The following is a 19,097-nucleotide window of genomic DNA, read 5'->3' on the forward strand; positions in this document are numbered from 1 at the left end:
AGTGAACAATGGAAGTAAGGTATATATCAAATTGTTTGAAATGGCCTTATCTTAGTATCATATACTGTTTCATATGATGCTAAATCAGGATTATAAAAGAATCGAAGTGGGTGGAATGACGATGTACATAGTTGGATTAATGTCCGGAACATCACTGGATGGAATTGATGCCGCACTTGTTCGGGTGAATAATAGTGGACTCGAGACTGAAATGGAAATGATTGAGTTCATGACATGCCCTTTTCCAAAAGATATTGAAAAAGAAATTATGCAGTCTTTAACTGCAGACACATCCAATGTTCAATTAATATGCAGTTTGAATTTTAAATTAGGAAAATTATTTGCCAATGCGGTAAAGGAAGTTTGTCTTAAAGCTGGATTTCCCATTAATAAACTGGATCTTATTGGATCCCATGGACAAACCATTTACCACCAGCCTTTAAAGGACCAAAATTATATACCCTCCACTTTGCAAATTGGGGAAGCCGCAGTAATTGCTTACGATACAAACACACTTGTAATCTCTAATTTTCGTACGATGGACATGGCATCTGGTGGCCAAGGTGCTCCTCTTGTTCCTTTTACCGAATACATTCTTTATAGAAGTGAAGTAAAGGGAAGATTACTTCAAAACATAGGGGGCATTGGAAATGTAACCGTCTTACCCAAGCAAGCATCTCTTGATGACATGTATGCTTTTGATACAGGGCCTGGGAATATGATCATTGATGAAGTATGCCGCCAATTGTTCAATATAAGCTATGACGAAGGCGGTAACATAGCTAAACAAGGAAAAATCAATGGCGAACTTTTATCTTATTGCATCAGTCATCCTTATATTATGAGCCCTCCACCAAAATCAACTGGTAGGGAATTGTTTGGCAAGGAATATGTAGTAAAACTATTAAAGATGTTTGATTCACTTCCAAGTCAAGATATTTTAGCAACAGTAACGATGTTTACAGCAAAGTCCATTGTGGAGAACTATCGAAATTTCATCTTTCCAAAAACCAATATTGATGAAGTGATTATTGGCGGCGGTGGAAGCTATAACAAAACGTTATTAAATATGATTCGATCAATGCTTGGAAATTCTATTCAAGTCTTAACTCAAGAAGAGTTGGGATACTCTTCCGAGGCGAAAGAAGCGGTGGCCTTTGCATTACTTGCAAATGAGACTTTCCATGGTAATACAAGTAACGTTCCCAAGGCTACCGGAGCTGACTTCGATGTCATCCTTGGAAACATGACCTTCCCTCCTTTACATCGAATTAGTAAGTAAACATAAGATAAAATAGGTTGAATAAAAGTCTCCCTTCCCCCTTGGATTTCTTAGGGGGTTTTTTCATTTGATCCGTCATAAATTCACTTAGATGGCAATCACCAGAATGATAGCGATGGCCCTCGTACATAACTGTAAACGTACCACCCACTTGGATTATTTATTCTGAAGCAGAAAATAACGTCACGATTTGGATTTGCCATTGAAGGAACATATGCTTTTTAGCCATTGGAAAAGAACAGAAGGCACATCCAAATTTGATGTGCCTTCTGTTCTTTTTTGAATACCTGAAAATCATGGCGTACTATTCTATTCTATTTATTTACTGGCCTAGCAGCATAGAGACATACTTCACTTCTAAATATTCATCCATGCCGTAGTGTCCCCCTTCCCTGCCTAAACCACTTTCCTTCATGCCTCCAAATGGTGCTTGGGCAGTGGATGGGGCACTGTCATTAATACCGACAATCCCATATTCAAGACTATCCGAATAGGCAACTGCCTTATTTATTGACTCGGTATACACATAAGCTGCCAAGCCGAAATTCGTGTTATTGGCCCGATCGATCGCTTCTTGATCGGTTTTGAATGTACTGACTGGCGCAATTGGCCCAAACGTTTCTTGCTGCATGCACAGCATATCATCCGTTACATTGGAAAGTATGGCTGGTGCGATAAAATAGCCTTGTTTTTCATCGACTTTTGAGGTTTTATGGATGATAGCCCCTTTACTTGCAGCATCCTCTAATTGAAGCTGGACTTTTTTAACTGCGGCTTCATCTATCAATGGACCAAGATCGGTTCCTTCCATTCCATTTCCAACCTTCAAAGTTAAAACGGCTTCTTCAAAAGCTTGTATAAATGGTTGTTCAATTGTCTCATGGACGAATATTCGGTTCGCACAAATACATGTTTGTCCAGCATTCCTGAATTTCGATTGAATCAAACCATTTACTGCTTCTTCGATATTCGCATCTTCAGCAATGATGAACGGAGCCAATCCACCGAGTTCAAGCGAGACTTTTTTTACTGTTTCTGCCGCCTTTTTCATTAGATGTTTCCCTACAGGAGTGGAGCCAGTAAATGTGATCTTTTTAACACGTGAATCATTCATCCACACGTCTGACACATCTCCCGGTTTTTGTGTTGTTACAATATTTATCACACCGGCCGGAATGCCTGCTTCCTGGGCACTTTCAACTAATAGCAAAGCGGTCAAAGGCGTTTGTTCCGCGGGTTTGATGACCACGGTACATCCTGCAGCAAGGGCTGGCGCCACTTTCCTCGTGATCATGGCAGCAGGAAAGTTCCATGGGGTAATGGCAGCAACGACACCGACTGCCTGCTTTTGCACTAAAATACGCTTTGATGCAACGGAGGCTGGTATGATTTCCCCATAGTTGCGCTTTGCTTCTTCAGCAAACCATTTCACGAAACTTGCAGCATATTTCATTTCACCTTTTGCTTCGGCCAATGGCTTTCCTTGTTCCAGTGTCATGATCGTTGCGATTTCATCCAGCCTATTCTCAATGATCGTGTACCACTTCTCAAGTAATTCCGCCCTATGATATGCACTGGTTTTCGACCAAGTCAGAAAAGCGGCTTGAGCTGCATCCACAGCAGCCTTTGCCTCTTTTTCGTTAGCGTCCGGAACATAACCCACAGGCTCCAATGTTGCTGGATTTTCCACTACAAAATGACGTTCTGTATGAATAGGTTCGCCGTTTATATAAATTGGCCATTTTTCGACTACTTTTTTCATCCTGCTTTAATCTCCTCTTCTTCTGCATGATCCGTAAAAGTCTTATCATTCTCTCCTTTGAAAAAGTCCTTGCCATATAGAAGGACACATAATAGAATTCCTGCTGCAAACGCCATTCCAGCACCTTTTATAACAAGGATGGCAGCGACGACCCCTGCAATTCCCAGGTCGCGTTGGCTCTTCGCCTGCATCACACCGACGCGTACGCTCACATATCCTTGAACCAAAAGCGTTAGGGCCAAGGCCACACCGAGAATTGGTTCAACCAAGCTGACTACCGGCAATAAGAATAACCCTGTATTCGTACCCCAACGGAACGAGCCAGCACCGCCGAAGAAAGAATTCATGGCTTTCTTGCCATTCTTGAACCGTTCCACAACAACGACCTGCATGGCTGCCCACAACGGACCGCACATAGTTATATCAGGTCCGATAAAACTCATGATCACATTTCTGCCGCCAAAAATTAAATGAGCTCTGTTTGGATTATAGTCCACTTTTTCATCCTCCCTGACCTCATCGGATTCAGAAAGCAACGCTTTTGTTTTCAGCACATCCCCGAATACAACTAAATAAGTGGCAAAAACAGCTGGAATCGCACTTAAAAAGAAGGTCAAGGCAGGGAAACCTAAACCGAACACAGTATAGTCCGACCAAAGCGTAGCAAAGTCCGGACTGCTGAATCCCCATTGAATATCAGGCCATTTTGCTTCACCAAAAATAGGGGCTACAAAGACCGCAAGCAAGATTGCTGGCAATATCCCTAAATTGCCTATGAACACCCAAACTTTATTTCGCATTTTTAATTTACCGAAATTTTTCGAAAAAAGTAGATAAAAGGCAAATCCGATACAAATGCTTATTGTATATGGAAATAAATCAAACTTTCCCCCCACTTCGAAAATGGAAACGACAGCACCAATTCCTGCCCCTAAAATGATGCCTGATTTTATTGCATTCGGCACTAATCGTACGACCTTACTGGCAAGTCCGGTCATTCCAAGCAATATCGATAAAATTCCTAATGTTAATTGAAATGCAACGAGTGCATAGACCCGATCAGGTCCTTCCGGAAATTGCCCGACGAACAATACAAGCAATGGAACCGCAGGTGTAATCCAACCTGGTATAACTGGGTCCCCGAGTAAATGATGTGCTAAATACAATAATCCATTCAAGACAACGACGGCCAGAGCTACATCAAAAGGCATCCCCAGATGGTCTGCAAGCAGTGTAATCGCTCCAAGGTCAACTGCACACATCAATAACCCTTGAACATAGTCAGGCCACTCAAAACGATAATGGACAAATGGAAGTCTAATTTTAAAAGGTCCCGCAGGTATATACGATGTCTCATCTCCGTAGCGACGGTTTTTCCATTTCATATTGTTTCCTCCACTTAAAAGCCATAGGCTGAACGGTAAATTTTTTCGATATCCCGAACGTTTAATGCACGGGGATTATTGCGAAGTAAACGGACTTGTTTGATGGCCTCAGCAGCCATTTCACTTAAAGCCGATTCAGGAATGTCAAATTCACTTAGTGACTCAGGTATATCAACGTAACGGCATATTCTAGTCATCGCTTCTATGGCTTTATCCGCTGCCTCATCATCATTTAAATGATTGACTTTCTCTCCAAGTGCTTCAGCAATGTCTCGGAACCTTTCCAAACATGCAATTTTATTCCACTTCATGACAAATGGCAGTAATAATGAATTGCTGACTCCATGTGATAAATGGAAGCGGCCTCCAAGCGGATAAGCTAAGGCATGGACAGCTCCAACACCGGCATTTCCAAAAGCTAACCCTGCCATTAGGCTTCCAGTGATCATCGCTTCCCGTGCTTCCAGATTATCCGGAGCAGCATAAGCCTTAGGTAAATTTACAGCGATTAACTTCATGGCCCCAATTGCCAAGGCATCCGTAACGGGCGAAGCAAATTTGGAAATATAAGCCTCGACCGCATGAACAAGTGCATCCACTCCACTCGCAGCAGTCACACTTGGCGGGCAAGTCAGCGTCATGACGGGCGATACAATCGCTACATCCGGTAAAAGATATGAACTAACAATTCCCTTCTTTACCTGTTCTTTTTTGTCCGATAAAATCGAAATATTCGTCACTTCAGACCCGGTTCCGGCCGTCGTCGGTATGGCTATTAAAGGTAAACCCGGAACTTCAATCAAATTCGTACCGAAATAGGTCTCGATGCTGCCTGAATTCGTAGCCATGACGGAAGATGCCTTCGCAATATCCATCGCACTTCCACCGCCTACCGCAATCAGTCCATCATGTTTTCCATCCTTGATTGACCGTACACATTGCTCAACGATTTCAATTTCCGGTTCTGGATTCACATCCGAAAAAATACCACATTCTGTAGAAAGTAAATCCTCAACCCTTTGCACAACCCCAGCACCTACTAAAACTTTATCTGTAACGATCAACGGATTCTTCATCCCTAATCGCGTAACCTCATCAGTCAGCTGCTGTAAAGAATCTGATCCTGTCACCAATTTGTTAGCCATTGAAAAAATAGACATATTCATGGTTATCTCCCCTTTCATGTATTTACTAATGCAGGAATCATGCCAAATTGAAAACGCTTAATTTATAAGGGGGATAACCTTTTTTTCGTGGATAACAATAGAAATAATGAGTAGAAATCAAATCAATAAAACTAATTCGATTCGTTTTCTAATCGAATGTGAAATTTTTTCATTTTTTGCACCAAAGCGCTTTGACTGATATCCAAAGAGATGGCCGCAGCCCTTGTAGTCCCATATTTTTTCATCGCATTCAGGATCAGGGATCGCTCCAACTCGGAAACGGCATCCTTCAATGAATGTGTTGTAGGTTTTTTTGATAAGACCGGCTGGATGAAAGATGGTAAATTAGGCAAATCAATCGTATCATCATAAGTCGTGACGACCAATCGCTCTGCAAGACTCGCGAGCTCACGTATATTACCAGGCCACGAATAGTTCGTCAGCCATTCATAGCATTCCGGTGTCATCTTTTTCTTTTCATTATATTTTTCATTGAATTTTTTCAAATACATTTCTAAAAGCGGGATCGTTTCTTCCTTTCGCTGGCGTAAAGGCGGGACTTCAAAGGAAACGATATTAAGCCGGTAATAAAGATCTTCGCGGAAAGATCCTTCTTGCACGAGTGAGGCCAGATCGCGATGGGTGGCTGTAATTAACCTGACATCCACTTCTTTCATTTCGGTAGAACCTACTCTCATAAACTTGTTTTCTTCTACCACTTTCAAAAGTTTTACCTGTAGCTCTAAAGGTAAATCCCCAATTTCATCCAAAAATAACGTGCCACCATTCACTTTCTCGAAAATCCCCATTTTCCCATTCTTAAGGGATCCGGTAAATGCCCCTGGTTCATATCCAAAAAGTTCAGATTCCACCAAGTTCGCTGGTATGGCTCCGCAATTTAATTCAAGGAAGATTTTTTCCTTCCTGGAGCTTTTGGCATGTATGTACTTGGCGATTAAACTCTTCCCTACTCCCGTTTCCCCTTGTAACAAGATCTTCGCATCCGTTTTAGCTACTTTATCAGCCAGTTTAAATAAAGGAGTTGTAGAAGGCCCAATGATTATTTCTTGTAAATTGACCTGTTCCGAGCCAGGCAATAATTGAGAAATAGGTTGGAAAGATAGCTTTTGGCTGTCGATCGTGTACTTCATCCGGATTAATTCAGTTATATCCCTTACACTATTTATGACAAATATGACTTCGTTCTGTGGTGATAGAATAGGTGTGGCCGATACGATAATCTTTCTTCCATTTCGAATTCTTTGTGTCAAAGTAACTTGATTCTTCGTTCGGATTGAGTCCAATGAAGCAGAAACGGATATCATACCCTGCTCAATTAAATAACTCATCGGTTTTCCGATAATTTCCTCTTCTCTTATTCCGGTAATACGCTGATAAGCTTGATTGATAAATAATGTCGTTCCGGCACCATCCGTGATATATACGCCATCATACAAGGCATTAAATACAACCCTGCATAAATCACTCTCAAAAAATGCTTGAAATTGTTCATATGGTATTGAGTAATTGCGTAAATTTTGTAGCGGTGCATTTACAGTAATGAAATGGGAAATAGGCTTCGTCAAATCACTCTGCTGCACTGCCGCAGATAACGCTTCTATTGTCAAAAATCCGATGAAATCTTCTGAATCATCCAAAACTTCCACTTCAGTGCTTCCTATGGGAAAACATGATATTGCTTCCTCCACTGTCATATCCGAATAAAACTTAGTCATCAATATTCACTCCTAACGTGTTCCCTGACTGGTCTTAACATTGATAGAACACTTCTTCCTTGATTGAAGTACTCTTTGAAGTCAAGGCACTTCCTCTCTATTTGTGAGCATTATGTAATGTCTTTTCCTTTTTAATGATACTATGTAGTACAACCAAAGACACCACATTAAGTGATACAGCGGCAATCCCCATATGCCCCTTCTGATTAAAAGCGATAAAAAAGTATTGGTAGACACTTTTTTCATACCAGTGCTTTTTCAAATTCATTTTCAATCATCACAGGGGAAACTACCTCTTTTGTTGCATAATAAATAAGCTTGCGAAATGGCTGAATACCTTGACTCTCAGTTATATAAGTTTAGAAACAACTACTTTACCTTCTTTTTGAAGACTTTAAAAGGTTTCTAGGCAGTTTTTAAAAAAACCTAATCCGTATTTGGATTAGGCTGCAGACTGTAGACAAACTCGATGAAAACTCAGTTTGCCTGTAGTTTTTTATTTAAAAAGTTCAATTGATTTCAGAGATCCGCTCCCTTTCCGCCGACTGTCTGCCAAGCCTCCTCAGCGCAAGCGCCTGTGGGGTCTCGGCTAGCCAGTAATTCGGCAGGAGTGTCGCAAATCTCTTCAATCCAATGAGGATTACAGTAAAAAAACATTCTCTCTAATCAGACTCCTAACCCATTTTGTCGCCAAACTGAAACTTAATCCGTTCTAACCAGATCTTATTTTGGAAACCAGCCGACCGGTTTTACATCGAGATTAATGTTGATTTGTTTAATTTCCTGGTATTCATCCAAACCGTATTTTCCTAAACTGCGTCCAATCCCGCTCTGTTTGTAACCGCCCCATGGCGCCTCGACATATGTTGGATGATAATCATTCACCCATGTGATGCCTGCACGTACCTTCTTGATCACTCGCAATCCTTTTGCGCCATCGTTAGTGAAGACGCCGCCTGCAAGGCCGTAGTCTGTATCATTTGCAAGTTTAATAGCTTCTTCTTCATCTTTAAACTTTTGAATGACAACGACTGGACCGAAGATTTCCTCTTGTACGATGCGCATGTCAGGTGTTACATCGGTGAATACAGTCGGTGCAATGAAGTATCCTTTGTCAAGGCCGTCATCAACAAGACGGTAACCGCCAGCTGCAAGTGTCGCACCTTCCTGTTTGCCGATTTCAATATAGTTCAAAATGCTATTCATTTGCGCTTCGCTGACAATTGCCCCCATGTTGCTGTCTTCTGCAAGGCCAGGTCCAACTTTGATTTTATTTGCGCGTTCCACATAGCGTTTTACATACTCATCATAAATATTTTCTTCAACCAGGATGCGGCTACCTGATGAACATACTTGGCCGGCACCGAAGAAGATGCCAAATAATCCGTAATCGACGGCTGTCTCTAAATCTGCATCAGCAAAAACGATGTTAGGTGATTTACCGCCAAGCTCAAGGGAAATTTTCTTTAAGTTGCCCGCGGCCGCTTTCATGATAGTGCGGCCAACATCCGTACTTCCCGTAAATGAAACAATGTCAACGTCCTTGCTTTCTGCAATGGTTTGACCGACAACAGTTCCGCGGCCCATCACCATATTAGCCACACCTTTAGGGATGCCGACTTCATCCAGGATTTCAAATAATTTCATTGCTGTTACAGGTGTCACTTCAGCCGGTTTATATACAATGGTGTTACCTGCCGCAAGGGCCGGTGCGATTTTCCAGACACTCATTAGAAGAGGGAAATTCCAAGGTACAATCAAACCGGCTACACCTACTGGCTCACGAACGACCATCGCTTGCACTGGAGCGGGAACTTGATAAGTTTCCCCTTCTGGATGATGGATCAAACCAGCGTAGTAACGGAAACACGCGGCGGCATCGGCAATATCGAAACCTGCCTCTGCTTTAAGTTTCCCGTTGTCCATTGTTTCGAGAATCGTTAACTCTTCCGCACGTTCATCAATTTTATCAGCGATTTTATATAGGTAGGAAGCTCGCTCCTGTGCCGTCAGTCCTGACCAGATTCCACTTTCAAAAGCTGCTTTCGCAACTGAGATTGCATTTTCTGTATCTTCCTTGGTGGCACGCGGAGCCCTTGCAATGACTTCCTGTGTTGCAGGATTGATTACCGGGATTACTTCATTTGAAGATGAGGACTGCCACTTACCATCGATGTAATTTTTAAGTTCTATAACTGCCGTTTCTAAAATTGTCATGTTTTTTTCCTCCGGTTTTCATTATTTTTTTTGTAAGCCTGTACGGAATCGTTAAATTTTTAAAACAAGTCTGTCGTCCTTCGCACGTGAGCAGCATGTCAGGATTGACTTACGTGATTGACGGTTTTGTTCGCTAAGGAAGAAATCCCGGTGATCCACTTCACCTTCTGCAACATCTACCTCACAACTTCCGCACCCGCCCACTTTACAAGAATAAGGTGCATCAATTCCTTCCCTTAAAAGCGCATCAAGCAGTGTTTCTCCTTCATGAACGTGGATGGACCGATCGCTGTCTGTAAGGTCGACAATGAAAGGATCTTGCGGCCCATCATTTTTTGTCGAAAATAATTCGAAGTGGATCGCATGTTCCGGATAACCATAGGACCTGGCGGCTTTTCGATACTCTTGAACCATCTCGATTGGTCCGCAAAAATATACATGCGTGCCAATGCGATGATCCTTCATCTTCGCAGGCATCATTCTGCGTTTGTCTTCTGCCTGCGAAAAATAAAAGGTGCATTGATCAGGATATTTGGCTTTCAACAGATCATAAAAAGCACATAATTCCGGTGTGCGTGCTGCATAATGGAGTTCGAAGGTTTGGCCTTCGGCAGCCATGTCTTCCATCATTGCCAGAAATGGGGTGATGCCGATTCCAGCTGCATAAAAAGCATGATGCTTTGCTCGAAAGCTGAGAGGGAAGTTATTTTTAGGGAAACTGACTTCCAACCTGGAATCTATCTGTACATGATCATGCCAGAAAGCGGAACCTCCGCGTGACGCCTCATCACGCCGAATGGAAATGGCATATTTTTTACGGTCCCTTGGGTTGCTGATAAGGGAGTATTCTCTCTCGAATATCGTATCCCCGGCCGGCATGAATGTGGTCAAATGCGAACCGCCTGTAAAAGCAGGCAATGGGTTTCCATCAACTGGATTCAACTCGAACTGTTTTACGAATGGAGTTTCTTGAATGATCTTGTTTACTTTCATTTGAATATTTCCTACTACCCGCATGATGATCAGCTCCCTACTTCTTCTTTTCCGATTGGGATGAATGGGTAACCAATATAACCTTCCCGTACTATGGAATAAAAAGGTCCTATTTCAAGACTTGATTCGCAATGGTCACATTCTGCAATCTCTGCTTCTTCAGCAACTTCCGACACTTCAAAACATTTCATGCAATATACGTACCGCCGTTTAGGCCCGATAATCACCGTCTGGATCTCAGCTTCAGATAGGCCAGCTTCCACCCCGAGCGAGAAGATCATTACGGCGTTGTTCCATGCAGCCGCAATATAAAATTGGGTGCCCATCTTTTGTGACAAGATGACTCTCTTAATCTCCTCTTTATCTTCCATTCCGTTAACGGAAAGACATTCAAAAGGCATTGTACCTGCAAGTTCAGAAGTGAAACTTTTCGCCTTTTCATTTCCGGCTTGATCAGAAATGACGACAAACTTTCTTCGTTCATTCCGAGGGGTAAATTGATTTACGATCGTAATTGATTTATCAAACAATACTGGACTATTATACAAGGCCCTATCCTCCTACTTATTGTTTATCTTCGCTTTTTTGTTTTTCATCAATACGCCTCAAATATTCAACCGATTGCGGAAGAAACGGGGCAATTCCTTTGTATGCAGCCATAGGTTCCGGAATATCCTGCAGTACGCTATATGTCAGATCAAACCACTCCTGGCGCAATGTCAAATCCTCCAGTGGCAGGAACTGCGTATTCAATACGAATAGAATGGCGTTGCTTCGTGGCATGCGATAAAATTTTTGTTCTTCAACACGTAAACGAACAAGTTTACCTGCATTTTCCGGTGTTATCCCAGAACGCTGCGGTCCCCATACATCCATCGTTTCATAGTTGACATCCCAACGGTCCGCCATCAGGTTCCAGTTGATGCGTGTCCATGGCTTTCCTGGCTCAATGGATAATAAAAACTTACGAACGCGATCTGCCAGTTCATCGCCTTTCCGCGATACAAATGGAACAGGTGCATGGATCTCATCAAAGGACATGCCTTTATTCCAGTTAGCTGAGAAGAGTGCGGCGTATGAAACTTGTCCCACTTCCAAATAGAAATTACTATCGCGATGAACCATTAAAACAAAATCATTGTGGAAATGGCGGCCTATATAATCAAGCGGCTCATTTGGAAGCGTACTGGCATCGCCATACACGAATGAATCGGATTCCCCGAAAATGTGGTTCTTGAAAGTCCAGTTGTCTCCATCTTTAATGACCTCGAAATGCTCCGGATAGCGATCAGCTGCCATGTCGATGAGCATTTCCAACACTTCCCATTGCATTTCCATTGTGTGTGAAAAAGATTGAAACCTTATATGCGGCTGTTCTTGAAGGAGACGACGCTTCGTTTCCACTTGGAGTCTGTATTCTGGTGTAACTTCAATACAGTTAATGTTTGAGAGTCTTTTCAAGTCGTTTGAATAACGATAGTTACCTGAAGTGAATGGAAATGGGAATGTGTCTAAATCAGTTGTTTTGAAATCTAAACTTTGTGTAAACATTGAACAATCTCCTCTCGTCCCCTAGATTCTTTATATTGCGTTTTTTCTATTTAGCTTCCTTTAATTCAACGGATGGACGCTCCATGTCAACTTCAAAACGGAAAATGTATTTAGATGAAACATAGTAGGTGACTAAAGCGACAAAGTATGTTGGAATTCCGGCAGCTGTATAAAGGAAAAAGTCACTTGCTTCAAAAGTCAATGGATTATAGAGTGCCCAGTAAACGATCGTTCCAATGACCACCGTGAGAACTGCCGACGGGTTAATGCCTTTCCAATAGGTATAAGAGCCTTGTGTGTCATACAAATCCCTTATTGAAATGCGTTGTCGCTTTACAAAAAAGTAATCTGCAACGACAATGCCGCCAAGAATAGCCATAATAAAAGAAATGACAGCAATGAATGAACCAAATGCATCGTAGAACGTCGAGCTTAGAAGTAAGAATATAGTCGGTACGGTTGTACCCATCGCAATCATCCATGACTTTTTCGGGAATACAGTTTTAAAGCTGACAGCTTGTGAGTACATAAGGAAAATGGCTGCACCGACATTCCCAACCGAAAGTAAAATCAAGCCAATGAAGCCGCCCCAACTTCCTGCGATGGAAAACATCCAGTCAGAAGGATTAACTGAACCAGCGACTAATGCAGCAATGGCCCCAACTAACGCGGCGATACAGACGATGATTCCATAGCTGTAGAATCCTGCTTTAAAAGCTCCTCCTTCTGTTTTAGATAAACGGCTGTATTGGCCAAGGTAAGGAAGCCATGAGAAGCCGAGACCGATATTTAATTCCAGGGCTGTCGCGAATGAACGAGAAGTGGATTCAAATGGCTCGGAAGGAAGTATATGAGCAACGTTAGTGAATCCTTGTCCAAACAAGACTATTGCGAGAAGACCAAACATGAGAACCATAAATACCGGAACGGCTACTGCGGTATATTTCTGAATCGCTATCGGTCCCCTCACCGTTACAAGGAATGCACAGATGAAGAGTAAAATCGAGAAAAACGGCGCTCCAGTTGCTTGGCTTGAGAAAATGGCGGGCATCCCCATCCAGTTAGCAGCCTCTGCTAACGCCTGGCCGGACATGAAAAGCGCAATGGAAATATAGCCGAGAGTTAAAATAAGAAAAACAAAGAAAAAGATATTCGATCCTAAATACCCAAGTGAACTTCGAAACCCAACGAAGGTGTCTATGCCATATCGCGCAAAATAAAGGGTAATGGGAACGATCAACAGCATAGGGAAGGCGTTACCGAATAAAATCGCTGCAAGTGACTGCTTCGCATCAAGCAATGTACCTGTGTATCCACCAGTTAACAGCCCAAAAGATGAGAGACCAATAACAACCTGAACTAAAATTAAATCCCGAAGGTTAAAAATCCGGTCACTTTTACTTGCCGGTAAAAAACCAAAGGCCACATCCTTTGAAATGGAGGAATTCTCTTTACTCACTCGCTTCTCTCCCAACTATAAAATAATGATTGTATCGCTTGAAAATAAGGCTGTTATTGTTTTGGGTGAGCTAAACAAAACTACTTTAGAAAAGTGTATAGACCAGGTAAAAGATGATTAAAATCATGAGAAAAATAGAACCTGTCGCATCCTTCCATTTCATTTTGTCGATTTTCACGGCATCTTCCTGCTCATACGCATTGATCCGCTCATTCAAATCTGAATATAGATTTTTAATAAAGGGATCTTCAGAATTGATATTCTGTTGGAACTGATTCTCTTTATTCAAAATAGCTTCTCCCTCCTTTGCAATCATGCTTTCCAGTCCCTTCTCTTTACTTTAATGCAATAAACATGCCAATCAGAAAACACGATGCTTACTGGGTTTTCAAAAGGAAGAATATTCATTTTTGAAACTATTGAACAATTGTGAAATTTCTGTAATATAAAAACTAGAAAGTTAAATGAAAGGCAGGTAGACATAAATGGATCACTTCACCTCTGCACTCTTGTCTATTTACGATCAGCTTATTGTGACAGATAAAAATGGCACCATACTGAAATCGACCGGAACAGGGAATTCCTTATTCCAAACAGTCAAATCCGCTAATGTCGGCGGTTCCATCAAGGATGTTGAGCAAGATTTATTTTCCACAAACTTTGCAGAAGAGATAATGGGCAAAAATGAAAAAAGATCTTTCGTGCAGTCCTCATGGCAGGGTCCAGAGATGCTGATGACGGCATACCCGATTGAATCTGGGGCATGGGTTTGGGCCTACAAAGAAATTAAAGACTCTTATGCAGATACATCAAGGGTGCAATCGGGGCCTTTGTTGGAATCGAAGAAGCCATCTTTTCCATTTGTGATCCGCAGTAAACCGATGCTTGATGTTCTGCATAAAATGCAAATGGTTTCTGATGTTAGCGCAACAGTCCTTTTATTGGGGGAATCCGGTGTAGGAAAGGAAATGGCCGCCAGGTCCATACATAATATGAGTAACAGAAGCGACGGTCCGTTTATACCTGTCAATTGCGGTGCAATCCCGGAAAACTTGATTGAAAGCGAACTTTTTGGCTACGTTGAAGGGGCTTTTACGAGCGCACGGAAAGACGGCGCCAAAGGGAAATTCACACTCGCCCATAAAGGTATCTTATTCTTGGATGAGGTTGGCGAGTTACCGCTTAACGTACAGGTAAAACTGCTTCGCGTCCTTCAGGAACGCGTTGTCACACCAATTGGAAGTACGACCTCACACCCTGTTGATATTCAAGTGATTGCCGCAACAAATAAATCGCTCGAAAAAATGGTGAAAAAAGGTGAATTTCGAGAAGACTTATATTATCGTCTTCATGTCGTACCTATCCATCTTCCGCCGCTTAGGAATCGTGTAGATGAAATCCCCCATCTGGTTCAGTTTTTTTTACAAAAGTACAATACACTATACAATCGAAATGTAGCTTTCACCCCGGATGCAATCGACTTGCTATGTATCTATCAATGGCCCGGTAATGTGCGCGAACTTGAAAATACAGTTGAAAGGCTTGTGATTACTAGCGGAATGCCGGAAGTAGATGTTGCATTGATTAAAGAGGTCCTTCCTTTTAAAGGGTCCAAACCCACTTCAATACCTGTTATCGATTTTCTAATGCCTATGCAGGAAGCAGTCGACCTTGTGGAGGAACAGCTTATCAACATGGCGATGGAACAATACAAATCATTAAAACTAGCAGCGAAGGTATTGGAAGTCAGCCAGCCTACGATGAGCAGGAAATATAAAAAATTACGTAATAAAATTGAAGAGGCACGCTTTTCACCAGTGGATAAACGGGCCATTTTAGAAGAACAAATAAATCAACGGCTTCGTTCCATTGCCGTTGTAACCGCAGCTATCATTCCAGCTGAAGAGGTTATCAGTCTACAAAAAAATATGAACCGGCAAACTTCCTATTCCCAGAAATTAAAACAAAAACTTACCATGATTCAAGAAAAGGAAGGCGTAATTGAATGGGTCTTTATATTTATCATGGCGGAGGATGGACGTCTGATTCACCTCGTTGCAGACAAAGGCTTTGTAATTGAACCGGGGGAAGAATATATCGGTCCCCCTGAAATGGTTAATGTCGCTTACCAGGCGTTTAATGGTAAAGCTGGTGTGACTCCCATATACGAAGACAGGTACGGTGAGTGGAAAACAAGCTTTGCGCCAATCATTGATGATGGCGGCAATATCGTCGCTATTGTTGGATGTGATTACAGCAAGGCCTATTTCAATTCGGAAATGCAACGTCTCCGTAAGCAACTCAATATACATGTTTGATTTCAGGAAGCAGTCATGCAGGATCAAACCGTTTTGGGACTAAAGCAAAAAAAGAAAAGCTGATGACAGGAGCCTTCTTGAACAGGCTTTTGCAGTCAGCTTTTTCGTTATTTTCTTCCATATACATCATGAACGTTATGAAGGAATTAAAATGGCATTAACGCCAGCCATTTTTCATCCAACTGGTTTTTGCATATTGACCACACTTATATAGGCAATATTATATGTTGTTCTTCCTCAATCCTGTCTTATAGTAGTTTTACGATTTATCTCCAATTAACTCGTTAACACAGCACTTCAACGTTAAATCCTCCAGGCGCTTCTACATAGAAAGTATACCTGTGTAAATGTTTTGGAGGTTTCACCATGAATCCATCATCCTTCAACCGTTGATTGATCCTGTTAACTTGCTCTTCATTTTCTTGTATGAATCCAACATGAAAAGTCTTGGGGTATTGTACATCGCTTCCTTTCATTAGTGTCAATATGGATCCATCATCATCTTTCATTGCAGCAAACCCATCTCCTCGGCTTCCTGCACATGACAAACCAAAGTATCTTTCTAAAAACTCCCTTGATGCTGTAACATCATTAACTGTTAAATTTATATGATTGATCTTCATTACTTCCCCCAATTTTAATATTATTGTTTTCTTTCCGTCACTCCGTAAAAATGTTAATTCTTCACAAGCTCGTTGTGATGTTGTTAGTCACTTATAATCAGACATGTTAATTCTCCCTGCCTATTTTGTAAGATATTCCTTCTACCTCGTTAAAATGTAAGTATTTTCCTTTTTATTCAGTAAATAATCATCCAAGTTACCGCATTACAAGATTTTAAAAGGCCAACCAGTAAAAACTGGCTAGCCTTTGGTGCAACTCAATTACAATATTTTTTCATTTTCAAAGTTAGTGTTTGACTCTACTTTCTTAGCCAATTTAAATTTATAGAATAATATACAGGCTATCAAAAATCCTATCCCATAAAACAGTCCGACTCGTTGAGTAGGATCAAAGGCAAGGAATACTAGAATCAGCAAACAAAAGCCTAAACAAAACAACGGGACAAATGGGTAAAAGGGTACTATGTATTGTAAATCTTCCGTTTTACCACCCGCTTTTATAAATTTCCTTCTAAACATATATTGCGATAAAGCAATACCCATCCATGAGATCGTGACGGAAATACCCGCTATGGACATAAGTATCACGAACACTGTATCTGCCGCAATGAAGCTAGTCAATAACGATAGGAGCGAAAAACAGATCGTAAAAAGAAGGGCATTAAGTGGCACTTTCCTCTTGGATAATAGACCAAACACCTTGGGTGCCATTCCGTCATGAGCCATCGACCAAAGTAACCTTGTGGATGCATAAAGACATGAATTCCCCACAGAAAGAATGGCTGTCAAAATAATGAAATTCATGATACCTGCTGCATAAGGAATCCCGGCTATCTTCATCAAAGTTACAAAAGGACTTTCCAATAAGCCTAATTCCGAAGAAGGGAAAATGGCGGAAAGGATGATAATGGACGAAATGTAGAAAACAATGATTCTAAATAGTACGTTTCGAATGGCTTTAGGGATATTCTCTTCAGGTTTTTCACTTTCCCCTGCCGCTATTCCTATTAGTTCTGAGCCTTGATAAGAAAATATTACATTCATCATTGTCACAAAGATAATTGTAATCCCCCCTGCTGGAAATAGACCAGAAGGAGCCAAATTCTCAAAGAATGGGGTTGGACGATCAGATAAAGAGACAAAACCAAAGATGCCCGCGATTCCAATCAAGATAAACAAAATCACTGCAACGATTTTTATTCCAGCGAACCAATATTCCGCCTCTGCAAAACCTCTTGTCGTTAACGCATTCAAAGTAAATAAAAGCACTATGAACACAGCACACCAAATCCAGGTAGGACTATTGGGAAACCATTGTTTCATCAATATTCCTGCAGCCGTGAACTCAACTCCTGCTGTTGCGGCTGAACCTACGAAATACATCCATCCTAGAGAGAAACCAGCGGAAGGCCCTATATATTCGGCAGCATATTTCTGGAAAGAACCTGTAACCGGCATATGAACGGCTAGCTCGCCAAGGCAGACCATTACCATATACAAAATAAGACCGCCTGCTATATAACCGATCAGGGCCCCTCCTGCACCCGCTTGGTTAATTGTATAGCCTGCATTTAAAAAAAGTCCTGTACCAATTACGCCGCCGAGTGAAAGCATAAATAAATGGCGTCTTTTCATTGAGCGCTGCAGCTGATCATTATTCTCCAGTCCATTCCCCATGTAATCACTTCCTTATCTTATCTATTAGCCTATGCCTTGCCTTCTCCTAAACTATCTTAGAACCTCAAAGAGAGACAACTAAGTCCGCCATCTTGTTTTTGAAATTCAGTCATCTCCACTTCAATCACTATGTATCCCAAATCTTCAATTTTTTTCTTTGTACCCTCAAACCCTTTAGGGACAATAACGCAGTCGTTCATTCTTACGCAGTTACCCGAATATTCTTCTACCTGTTTTACGATTATTTGATTGAAGCCAGAAAAAGCCTCGTGATCAATGAATTCCCCGGCCACTAATAAATTATTGTCCCCCAGGTAATTGACACCCGTTTTTAAATGAAAGAACTTCTTAAGGGGAATGATGGTCGTACCATAACCATACTTAGCCATAATATCTTTGAACTGAAGAGCACCTGCTTCATTTGTTCTCGTTGAAAGGCCAACATAGAAGTGATCTTCAACTTGCATTACATCTCCGCCATCTAACATACCTGGAGATTGAATATATTCGATTGTGTCATAAAAGTCCTTTAAAACTTCTTTCATTTCATTAATCTCACCATTACGGCTTTCTGCACCAGGATTGGTTACAAGGGCACATTTTGGCGTCAACACGGCTGTATCTTCCACAAACGTAGAATCAGGGTATCTCTCATCCGATTCGAGAACGGTCACTTTCACACCGCATCGTTTTAATGCTTCTACATAAGCCTCGTGTTGTACAAGAGCTTTTTCATAATCCGGGTTTCCTAAATCCGATGTTGTTAAGCCATTTACAAAACTTTTTCCAATCTTTCTTACAATCGCGTGTTTAAACATATATATTCCTCCTAAATAGGTAGCTTATTTTTTAAAAATGTAGGATATTAACCTTTTTGAACCAGCCGTTCTTTAAATGAAATTTCTTTTCATCACTTTGCTGCAATTAA

15 protein-coding genes are annotated in these 19,097 nt (G+C 41.4%); 2 read left to right on the forward strand and 13 right to left on the reverse strand.

What is annotated here, in order from left to right; translation table 11 throughout:
- Positions 1–121 precede the first annotated feature (121 nt).
- Positions 122–1,282: an anhydro-N-acetylmuramic acid kinase AnmK gene (gene anmK, locus ACFX4I_RS18440; RefSeq protein WP_377422198.1), complete on the forward strand. Its 1,161-nt coding sequence runs from the start codon at positions 122–124 to the stop codon at positions 1,280–1,282.
- Between the two features lie 322 nt (positions 1,283–1,604).
- Here anmK and ACFX4I_RS18445 read toward each other — a convergent pair whose 3' ends face one another.
- From ACFX4I_RS18445 to ACFX4I_RS18490, 10 genes are all read right to left on the reverse strand, one after another.
- Positions 1,605–3,044 (reverse strand): NAD-dependent succinate-semialdehyde dehydrogenase, encoded by a 1,440-nt coding sequence (locus tag ACFX4I_RS18445; protein WP_377422200.1) that lies wholly within the window; start codon positions 3,042–3,044, stop codon positions 1,605–1,607.
- Positions 3,041–4,429 (reverse strand): DUF3360 domain-containing protein, encoded by a 1,389-nt coding sequence (locus ACFX4I_RS18450; protein ID WP_230300663.1) that lies wholly within the window; start codon positions 4,427–4,429, stop codon positions 3,041–3,043. Before ACFX4I_RS18450 ends, ACFX4I_RS18445 begins: the two co-directional genes overlap by 4 nt.
- 14 nt (positions 4,430–4,443) lie before the next feature.
- Positions 4,444–5,595: an iron-containing alcohol dehydrogenase gene (locus ACFX4I_RS18455; protein WP_377422202.1), complete on the reverse strand. Its 1,152-nt coding sequence runs from the start codon at positions 5,593–5,595 to the stop codon at positions 4,444–4,446.
- Between the two features lie 131 nt (positions 5,596–5,726).
- The gene (locus ACFX4I_RS18460) at positions 5,727–7,331 is read right to left on the reverse strand and encodes a sigma-54 interaction domain-containing protein (RefSeq protein WP_377422204.1); all 1,605 of its coding nucleotides are present in this window, start codon (positions 7,329–7,331) and stop codon (positions 5,727–5,729) included.
- Positions 7,332–8,054: 723 nt separating this feature from the next.
- The gene (locus ACFX4I_RS18465) at positions 8,055–9,548 is read right to left on the reverse strand and encodes an aldehyde dehydrogenase family protein (protein WP_377422206.1); all 1,494 of its coding nucleotides are present in this window, start codon (positions 9,546–9,548) and stop codon (positions 8,055–8,057) included.
- 51 nt (positions 9,549–9,599) lie between these two features.
- Positions 9,600–10,565, reverse strand: a complete 966-nt coding sequence (locus ACFX4I_RS18470; RefSeq protein WP_377422208.1) for a PDR/VanB family oxidoreductase — start codon at positions 10,563–10,565, stop codon at positions 9,600–9,602.
- 5 nt (positions 10,566–10,570) lie between these two features.
- Positions 10,571–11,089 (reverse strand): hypothetical protein, encoded by a 519-nt coding sequence (locus tag ACFX4I_RS18475; protein ID WP_377422210.1) that lies wholly within the window; start codon positions 11,087–11,089, stop codon positions 10,571–10,573.
- 16 nt (positions 11,090–11,105) lie between these two features.
- Positions 11,106–12,092 carry a heme-dependent oxidative N-demethylase family protein gene (locus tag ACFX4I_RS18480; RefSeq protein ID WP_283931874.1) on the reverse strand — a complete coding sequence of 329 codons (987 nt, stop codon included), beginning with the start codon at positions 12,090–12,092 and terminating at the stop codon, positions 11,106–11,108.
- Positions 12,093–12,138: 46 nt separating this feature from the next.
- Complete coding sequence (locus ACFX4I_RS18485; protein ID WP_230300656.1) at positions 12,139–13,551, reverse strand: purine-cytosine permease family protein; 1,413 nt, start codon at positions 13,549–13,551, stop codon at positions 12,139–12,141.
- 85 nt (positions 13,552–13,636) lie between these two features.
- Entirely contained in the window at positions 13,637–13,840 is a 204-nt protein-coding gene (locus ACFX4I_RS18490) for a hypothetical protein (protein WP_141993493.1), read from the reverse strand.
- A gap of 196 nt (positions 13,841–14,036) precedes the next feature.
- On the opposite strand from ACFX4I_RS18490, the gene ACFX4I_RS18495 reads away from it, so the two are divergent.
- Positions 14,037–15,869, forward strand: a complete 1,833-nt coding sequence (locus tag ACFX4I_RS18495; protein ID WP_377422212.1) for a sigma-54 interaction domain-containing protein — start codon at positions 14,037–14,039, stop codon at positions 15,867–15,869.
- A 284-nt stretch (positions 15,870–16,153) separates the two neighbouring features.
- On the opposite strand, the gene ACFX4I_RS18500 is transcribed toward ACFX4I_RS18495, so the two are convergent.
- The 3 genes from ACFX4I_RS18500 to ACFX4I_RS18510 all read right to left on the reverse strand — a co-directional run bounded on the left by ACFX4I_RS18500 (position 16,154) and on the right by ACFX4I_RS18510 (position 18,987).
- Positions 16,154–16,492, reverse strand: coding sequence for a VOC family protein (locus tag ACFX4I_RS18500; protein WP_063233316.1), 339 nt, complete (start codon positions 16,490–16,492; stop codon positions 16,154–16,156).
- 261 nt (positions 16,493–16,753) lie between these two features.
- Complete coding sequence (locus ACFX4I_RS18505) at positions 16,754–18,169, reverse strand: amino acid permease (RefSeq protein ID WP_283931875.1); 1,416 nt, start codon at positions 18,167–18,169, stop codon at positions 16,754–16,756.
- 56 nt (positions 18,170–18,225) lie between these two features.
- On the reverse strand, positions 18,226–18,987 hold the full coding sequence (locus ACFX4I_RS18510; protein WP_230300652.1) for a dimethylarginine dimethylaminohydrolase family protein: 762 nt from the start codon (positions 18,985–18,987) through the stop codon (positions 18,226–18,228).
- Positions 18,988–19,097 lie beyond the last annotated feature (110 nt).

This window comes from Peribacillus sp. YIM B13472, from assembly GCF_042788005.1.
GTDB lineage: Bacteria > Bacillota > Bacilli > Bacillales > DSM-1321 > Peribacillus > Peribacillus simplex_E.